The following is a 7,956-nucleotide window of genomic DNA, read 5'->3' as shown; positions in this document are numbered from 1 at the left end:
CCCTCACTGCGTCACACCACCCCCGCCGAGTCTCATCTTGATTGACGCCGAATCTCATCCTGATCGCCGCGCCGCAGCGACGATGCTGATGTCGGAGTTTGGAATGCCCATTGCTTCCAATTCACCCACCGCGTCGGCTGCTTCATCATAATCGTCAAATAAACCCGTTACCGTTTTCATGGTGAACTCCTGAGTGTCTGTTCAGTTGGTGCTGGCAACGATGTTGCCTTGATAATCCAAACCTACCGCGGTGCTCTTTCCGTTCTTCATGGCCTGACCGCGCCAGATGCCTTGGTCGTCCTTTTTAAGGTCAGATACATCAGAATAGCCGGCATCTTGGATGCGGCTCCTGGCCTGATCTTCCGTGAAGCTGTTGGCACCGGGAACCAGCGCCCCGGTGTTCGGGGTATCGGTTGTATTCACCGCGGGTGTGGTCGAACTCGTACTGGAAGGCCCGGCAGCCATTTTAGATGCAATGTCTTCTACCATTTGCTGATGCGCCTTAAGCGTGGGCACCGTGTCTTTCGCGAACGACTTGAGGGCCGCATTGTCTCCGTCGCGTGAATAGCTTTCGAACAGTTTGACGGCGTCGGCATGTGCTGTGCGTTGCATCTCGACATAGGGCTCATCAACCGGCGCCTTGGCGGACTGAAGCTTCTCCAGATCCGTCTTGTGCTTAGCGTCCATTTGCGTGGGAACCTTGAGCTTCTGGTCGCCAGCGACGCTCTCCAGCTTGGCGTTAGCCGCACCATGATCGTCGATCATTTTCTGCGCGAATTGCTTGACCTGCTGGTCGTCAAGCTTGCTCAGAACACTCAGGCTCGATTCGACTTCGAACCTTCCACCGACAGCAGCTTTGTCGACGAAATCCTGTGCGCTGTCCGCGGCCAACGAGGGTAGGGCAAAGGCGATAGCAGTGGCGGTAACTAAGCCGCCAAGAAGGCGTCGAACTTTCATGGGCTTTATCCTTGTTTGGTGGTGCACGACTGTGGCTGGTGCACGACTATGCTACCGACCCAACAAGGCAGGACCCTCTTTGTTCCAGGGTGAGAATGCCCGAAGGCAAGTTGTTTCGAGTGCCGGGCGAGCAAAAACGAGCAAACCCCGCCTTGCGAGCGGCTGCAGCACGCCAGGACGTAGCATGTCGCCTTTCCTTCCGAGGTCAGCCCGCCAAAGTCATCAGGCGACTTCGCCCGACAGCTTGCCTATTCGGCGCGTTCCGCAGGTTCCATGCTGGCACGCGCTTGGGACGTAGACTCCGCACTTGGCGGCGGTGCCGAGCGCTTCGGCGAGATCGGACGCCAGGTCCTGAATGCCGACTCGGCGCACCTCGCCGTGCTCAATGGGTTGCTTCATCACGGCCGACGCCATTGCAATCGGCACCGCCAAGTCGATACCGACACTGCCACCGGCAGGCGCGATGATGGCAGTGTTGATCCCGAGAAGGCGGCCGTCGGCGGTGACCCGCGCATCACCGGAATTACCAGGGTCATCCGACAGGTCATATCGCTCCTCCAGCAAAGTCCTCTGGCATTGCCCGCCCGTCCATTCTCCGCCGTCAAGGCCGACGACGAAGCGCAGAAGCCGCGCTGGCCGCCGCAACGATAAGAGCGCACGGAATGCCTGCATTCAACACTCTGCGCATTTTTCCCTCCATGGCTGAAGTGCCCCGAACCGCGCTGCGCGTGATTTATTCCCGCCGCGAGCTACGCAGCTGGGATCGACCAGTTCGGTGTATGCGCACAGTGCCGGACGCCCAGACTAGCGAGGCTCGCCCGACTCCCGTTTGCCCCGCCTTGCCAGCGCCAAGCCGCCGATCAGCATCAGTGCACCCCAAATCAGGAACCCGATGTCCCAATAGATCCACTGGTCCTGCGGGACGGTTTCGTTGACATGGTGGATGCCGAGAAGCTGGTGATTGATCAGCCCTTCGACCAGGTTGAATATCCCGAAGCCCATGAGCATCGTCCCAAGCAACATCGTTCCCGACCACCAGAGATGAGATTTGTGAGCGGTGCGCCAGAGCACGACCAAACCAAGCACGACGAAGATGTATGTGCCGGCGTGGAACAGGCCATCGAGAAGCGTGTTGAACTGAAGGTTCTCAACACTGTCGGCGGGATAGCCGGCGCTGGTCGCTATATGGTGCCACTGGAGCAACTGGTGCAGCACGATTCCATCGAAGAACCCGCCCAGGCCAAGCCCCAGCAGAATACCTGCGGACGTCGGAAAACGGCGATGCTGCGAAGCCGTGGTCGCCATCCCTCGCTCCTTTGGCACCTCTAACTTCGGGCCAGGCCATGTGTTCCCCTACCCCGCGGGTTGGATACGCGCGCAGCTAAGGTCGCAAGAATCGGATGTTTAGGCAGCGGAAGCGCTGGCGATGACAACATCCATTCGAACGGATGAAAGGCTGCGCCTCTGGCGGAGAGAGCGGGCCGATCGGGTCGCTGTTCCGAGTTTTATGACACTCGACCGAGATCGCGGTTTCGCCTTCGACGCTCGATGATACGCGCGTTTCGACGAGCGACTCTAAGTTCGGCAAGCGTTGGTTGCCACCAGCCTCGGGAATGCTCCATCGGTCCAGCTTCATGACGAGCGGGCCATGTCTTGATGAGTTCCGTCAGCGTCGCCGAGCGCCACGTTCCCCACACGTAGTCGAAGTCTGCCCGCATCGCATGTGGATTGAAGGCGGCCAATACTGGCGGTTCGACGACTTCACCTGACACATCGGTAAAGACGACAACACCGTACTGCTCTGTTGCGACGGGGCGCCCCATCGGAGGCAAGTCTTCAGCTGGCAACGGATAGCGGTGGCGGCGGCGTTCAGCATATCGCAACCGCGTGGTTCTTTGAGCTTCCGAGTCCCTCTCAGCCTCGCGGCGCCGCTTCCTTTCCTCGGGCTCGTTACGTCGGGCAGCCTCTTCGATTGCCGGCCACCGCCGCCGCAGTTCCTCATAGGACCGAAACGGCACGCGCCACGCCCGCAGTTCATCGTCCCAACTTGCCCAGGGACTGCCATGTAGTTCCCGAAGGGCGGTCTTCGAATAGGGCGTCCGAATGCGCAGATCGTCGGCAACCTCCAGATAGGGACTGGAGATCGGGTCGAACGCATAGGTGTCACGTCCCTTGCTGTCGGCGTGGGCCGCCAGCAACTCGGCCTCACGCGCCAGCCAACGGTCGACCTACGGAGACATCCGGCTGGCAGCGTGCCATCGGACAACGGAGAGAAACTTATGTGTCTATCAGGCCAACTGCTCGACATGTTCTCACGAGAGAGCGGCTCAACGAGATCGCAAGAGAGTGACTTACCGAGACTGGAAAGGGCGTCCGTTCAACCCCGCCGACCGCGCCGAATGTGAACTAGATCCCCTTACGTTGGATGCGTGGCGTGGACCTTCCAATCCCTGATAAACGCTAGCGACGCTCATTTATCTTCGCCTGAAGTCGAGCTACTGCGTCGAGAAGCGCGACCGTTGCCTCGCTGTCTAGCGCAATCTCCAAGCGGCCACCTGTAGTGCGAACAGCGAGAATGCCGAAAGGGCCCTTGTCGTCCGCGACCGTGCTTATGTGAAACTCGGTGGGAACGAAAGGCTTTTCCTTTTTCATCGTTCACCTATCACTCCGTCACACAGCTTACGAACTCTATCGGTGCGACAGGAATTATCCTCGTGCATGGTAGCATGGCAGACGGGGAACTGTCAGCAGAGCAGGCAGGAAGGCCGTTCTTCGCGAAATGACTGCATCGCATATCGGCACAGAACGATGTCGGATATGGCCATGCTCGCCGCAGAGGTGCCTGATGCGCAGCTTCACCACCTCTGGCTGTACTCATTGCGTCGCCGGCCCTTTCTTCAACTCTTTGGGCGGTGGACCGGCGTGTTTCTGAAGCCTGGCCGCCGATGATCGCATTCTCGATCTCAAGCTCTCTGGCTTCGCATGAGCCAAGTGTATTTGCGCGTCCAATCCGCACCGGTTTTCGTGAAGACCCGGGTAAGCACGTTGGGAACAAATCGGCCATCCGCTGCTTAGAGAAGCCTAGAGCCATTGGCATGGACTGGCGAGGACCAAACGTGGCGAATTATCTAACACTGCCTACGACTACATCGAAGGGTCGGATCAGGGTGGTCGTGGAAACACCGCGTGGCGCCGAAGCAAAGTTGACTTACAAGCCCAAGAAGAAGCTTTTCGAATATACGCGGCCGCTTCCAGCGGGCCTGGCCTACCCGTACGACTGGGGCTTTCTGCCTTCTACACTGGGCGACGATGGCGACGCCCTCGATGGCCTGGTCATCCATGAGGCCACCAGCGCTCCCGGTGTTGTCATCAAGTGCGATCTGCTGGCTGCCCTTTGTGTCATGCAAACGGAGAACGGCGAGACCGTGAGAAACGATCGCTTTGTATTTTGCCCGCACAAGCAAGACGCCCATAGCGAGTCTCTCCTTGGCGAGAATGTTCCGGATCGTCTGCGATCCGAGATCGAGCAGTTTTTCCTCGCGTCGGTGTCCGGCACCGACAAACAAATCGAATTCGAAGGCTGGCACGATTCCAGCCAAGCTCTCCGGAACATCCATCGGGCCATGAGAACTTTCGAGCGGAAACAGCGAGCCGCCGGTCCCTGAGCGCTCCACAATATGAGAAGAATGTAGCTTGAGAACACAAGGCTGCCTGGACGCCGGTGGCGGCACTTTCACAGGCCAACAACGGCGAAGTGCACCCGCAATAGAGCAGGCAGGAAGGCCGTTCATTTTTTCGCGAAATGACTGCATCGCATATGGCGCATGGGTTGCGGGCGGGCACTTGAGGCGCGGGCATATTTTGACCCGTCAAGCAGCCCACCAGCTCCTGCGGAGATATCGGCAAGGTGGCTATTTCCCGCTTATAAAAGACTAGGGGATTGCCGCGCGAGAACGTTTCGCACATTCGAGACCTGCCATTGGCCGTTGCGGGCTGTTCGAACGCCTCGATTGTTCAGAGCGATTGCCAGGCCACGCAGGCTGGTGATGCCCGACTGCTGGATGGAGGCGATGATCGGCAGCACGGTCTGGGCAAATCTGTCAGCCTCCCGGATCGAGATCTTCCGACCTTTCGCCGCAGCTTCGGCTGTGTTGGTCGGATTACCGAGTTTTATGCCAGTGGTCTTGCGAGAGGCGAGGGCGGCCTTGGTGCGCTCCGAGATCATACGCCGCTCCTTCTCGGCCAAAGCGGCGTAAAGGTGCAACATGAACGGATCGGCATCGGCGCCAAGTTCGGCGACTATAAAAGGAACGCGCTGGACCATCAGGCCGGCTATGAAGGCGACATCGCGCGACAGGCGGTCGAGCTTGGCCACGACGACCGGGCATTTGAGCTGCCGGGCAAGGGCGAGGGCGGCTGCAAGTTGCGGACGGCGATCCAGGGCGTCCGAGCCCTTGCCGGTTTCGACCTCGGTGAACTCCTGGATGATGGCAATTCCCTCGGCTTCAGCAAAGCGGGCGACCGCGGCACGCTGGGCCTCAATGCCGAGACCTGATCGTCCTTGGCGCTGGGTCGAGACCTGATAGTAGGCGACTGCTCTCGTCATGCTGCTGTTTCCGGGGTGTTCAAACTGCAAACCACCGTTTGCAGTGTGCTCACAAGACACGGTTCAGCAAGTTCTTTCAGGAATTAGCCTTCAGCAGCAACGCGGTTGAGCTGGAGCGCCGCCTATATGACGCAGACTTGTTGGAAGGCACTTCATGAGCACGCCGAGTTTTCGCATCCAGTGCAGATAACCATCCTTCGTCAGCACGTTGCTTCCTTATCGCGCCCGCCACAGAGGCGCAGCCGCCGCGGATGCAGCTACTTCCAATCCGTATGGGCACGCCCTAAGTCTGCGGCCAGAACGCAATCTCGCGACAAACGTTCACGTCAGTGTGGATTACAGGTGCGGCTGTGCAGGCCCTATCGAGCTCGGCCCTAGCCAAGCTAGCTGCGCCCCTTCACTAGGACGTACCCATGCAGAACAAGTCCCTAGCAGCCACTGGCTTTCTCTGCCTGGGCGTTCTCGTCTTCTCACTGCAGGACGTGATCCTGAAGGGCCTCTCGGACACCTATCCCGTTACGCAAGCGATGACTGTTCGATCAATCGTCGCATTGCCCATTCTGCTGGTGCTGGTCGGCGCGACCGCCAGAATACGGTCTATTTTCTCAAAGCGAGCCGGGCTGCGAGCCATCCGAGCGGTAATCTCGCTTGGAGCATACCTCTTCTATTATCTCTCGATCGCAGCGCTTCCTCTGGCCGATGCTGTCGCACTCTTTTTCGTCGCCCCGCTTATCATTGCAGGTCTCGGGATTCTCTTCCTCGGAGAGCGGCCTCACACCGCAACCCTGATCGCGCTCATTGTTGGTCTGCTCGGCGTCATCATAACGCTGCAACCGGGTCTTGCTATATTCGAATGGGCAGCTGCGTTGACCCTCCTGGCTGCTGCTCTGTACTCGTCGGCCCAGGTCTTGGCGAGGAAGCTTGGCGACAGCGAGGTCGCCGCGGTTATCACCTTCTATCAGAACCTGGCCTTCCTCACCGGCGCGCCGGCGCTGGCGGCGCTTGTGAGGTTGGGCGGCCTTGAAGACGCCAATCATCCAAGTCTTGCCTTCCTCACGCGCCCATGGGTCTGGCCTACGCTCCAGGATACTTTGCTGATGGCCGGCTGCGGTGTGATCGCATCTGCCGGAATGACATTGCTTTCCCAGGCTTATCGCCTTGCCCCAGCAGGCAACGTTGCCGTCTTCGAGTACACGGCCATCGTCTGGGTTCCACTTTGGGGGCTGCTGTTTTTCGACGAGGTGCCGAAGATCACCACCGTTCTCGGCGCAGTTTTGATCTGCGGAGCGGGGCTGTTCGCCCTAAGATCCGCGAGGTGAAGCGGCTCTAGTCGGGAACAAAGTCGAATAACCGTGATTTTGTACGTTGCCCAGAGTGGCAGGACCGATAGCTATCCAACGGGTGTTCCATGGATTCTCCAACGTTGCCTCCGCCACCTCCGCATGAACTCAGCCAAGCACTGAAACGCAATATTCAAGCGATTGAGGAGCGCCGGGCGAAGGAAGCAAGCGAGGCAACTTTGGAAGAGAAAATCGCTGAGGCGATTACCTCTTTTACGGGCAGTATGCGTTTCGTGTACCTTCACTTGGCCGTGTATGGCGGCTGGATCGTCTCGAACTTGGGCTGGATACCGATCACTCCGCCATTTGATCCGACATTCGTGATATTGGCTATGGTAGCTTCCGTCGAGGCCATATTCCTCTCGACCTTTGTACTGATCAGCCAAAACCGGATGTCAGCTGCCGCAGACAAGCGGGCGGATCTGGACCTTCAGGTGAGCCTGCTGACGGAGCACGAACTCACAAAGCTTATTGGGCTTGTCGATTCGATAGCGGATCGGTTGAATGCAAAACCAGCCGTAAGCGATATAGAAGTTGGCGAGATTAAGAGGGACATCGCGCCAGAAGCAGTGCTGGACGAGATCGAATCGAAGCAGCGGGAGACTGCGGAGAAGCTGGACCAGCGCTAGTGTCGTGATTTCGGTTGATTTTGATTTCGGGCTTGGGTCGAACTCGAAATCAAAACGACAGTCGGAATGACAGATCGCTACTGTCGGCAATGCCGCCCTACAGAAGCTTGCTGTCTTCATAGGTGGTAACGAAGGTCACTGATGTGTCCAGTTTTCCTTCTAGCTCATGGATGGAGGTCTCCTTCCAGCGCGCCCTGGTCTTCAGCCAGAAAATTGCTGCGGTGACGGCCTCCCGACCTTCACCGGTCGCTCTGCGGTAAAGGCTTTCAGCAACCCGTGCGTTGGCCTTGATGGCGCCGCTCTCGAGTTCATGGGCGTAGGTCGCCTTGAGGTCCTGCTCGTCTGTGGCGAGCACGCAGGCGATGTCGGCCGTGCTAAGCCCGAAGCCGGCCAGCGCCTCCACCCGGGAGTTCAGTGGCCGGTT

Annotated in this window: 9 protein-coding genes and 1 pseudogene; 3 read left to right on the top strand and 7 right to left on the bottom strand. The window is 58.7% G+C overall.

Going from position 1 to position 7,956, the window contains the following annotated elements; translation table 11 throughout:
- Window positions 1–54 precede the first annotated feature (54 nt).
- From AC0L3D_RS35380 to AC0L3D_RS35360, 5 genes and pseudogenes are all read right to left on the bottom strand, one after another.
- Window positions 55–180 carry a hypothetical protein gene (locus AC0L3D_RS35380; protein ID WP_473647390.1) on the bottom strand — a complete coding sequence of 42 codons (126 nt, stop codon included), beginning with the start codon at window positions 178–180 and terminating at the stop codon, window positions 55–57.
- Between the two features lie 21 nt (window positions 181–201).
- On the bottom strand, window positions 202–957 hold the full coding sequence (locus tag AC0L3D_RS35375) for a DUF4142 domain-containing protein (RefSeq protein ID WP_128248504.1): 756 nt from the start codon (window positions 955–957) through the stop codon (window positions 202–204).
- A gap of 314 nt (window positions 958–1,271) precedes the next feature.
- Window positions 1,272–1,503 (bottom strand): annotated as a pseudogene (locus tag AC0L3D_RS35370) (serine endoprotease DegQ); the annotation flags it as partial.
- Window positions 1,504–1,761: 258 nt separating this feature from the next.
- Window positions 1,762–2,262, bottom strand: a complete 501-nt coding sequence (locus AC0L3D_RS35365) for a DUF2243 domain-containing protein (protein WP_473629740.1) — start codon at window positions 2,260–2,262, stop codon at window positions 1,762–1,764.
- Window positions 2,263–2,462: 200 nt separating this feature from the next.
- Window positions 2,463–3,155 (bottom strand): hypothetical protein, encoded by a 693-nt coding sequence (locus AC0L3D_RS35360; protein WP_473647389.1) that lies wholly within the window; start codon window positions 3,153–3,155, stop codon window positions 2,463–2,465.
- A gap of 975 nt (window positions 3,156–4,130) precedes the next feature.
- On the opposite strand from AC0L3D_RS35360, the gene AC0L3D_RS35355 reads away from it, so the two are divergent.
- On the top strand, window positions 4,131–4,622 hold the full coding sequence (locus AC0L3D_RS35355; RefSeq protein ID WP_473532949.1) for an inorganic diphosphatase: 492 nt from the start codon (window positions 4,131–4,133) through the stop codon (window positions 4,620–4,622).
- A 257-nt stretch (window positions 4,623–4,879) separates the two neighbouring features.
- Here AC0L3D_RS35355 and AC0L3D_RS35350 read toward each other — a convergent pair whose 3' ends face one another.
- Entirely contained in the window at window positions 4,880–5,563 is a 684-nt protein-coding gene (locus AC0L3D_RS35350) for a recombinase family protein (RefSeq protein ID WP_473629739.1), read from the bottom strand.
- 413 nt (window positions 5,564–5,976) lie between these two features.
- Between AC0L3D_RS35350 and AC0L3D_RS35345 the strand changes: the two genes are divergently transcribed.
- Together AC0L3D_RS35345 and AC0L3D_RS35340 are read left to right on the top strand one after the other, a co-directional pair.
- Window positions 5,977–6,882, top strand: coding sequence for a DMT family transporter (locus AC0L3D_RS35345; protein WP_473629738.1), 906 nt, complete (start codon window positions 5,977–5,979; stop codon window positions 6,880–6,882).
- A gap of 89 nt (window positions 6,883–6,971) precedes the next feature.
- Complete coding sequence (locus tag AC0L3D_RS35340; protein ID WP_473532952.1) at window positions 6,972–7,532, top strand: DUF1003 domain-containing protein; 561 nt, start codon at window positions 6,972–6,974, stop codon at window positions 7,530–7,532.
- Between the two features lie 97 nt (window positions 7,533–7,629).
- Here AC0L3D_RS35340 and AC0L3D_RS35335 read toward each other — a convergent pair.
- On the bottom strand, window positions 7,630–7,956 hold a 327-nt coding region (locus tag AC0L3D_RS35335; RefSeq protein ID WP_473647388.1), incomplete at its 5' end, for a hypothetical protein.

Source organism: Mesorhizobium sp. WSM4837 (genome assembly GCF_055811435.1).
This window is presented reverse-complemented; position numbering and strand designations above follow the sequence as displayed.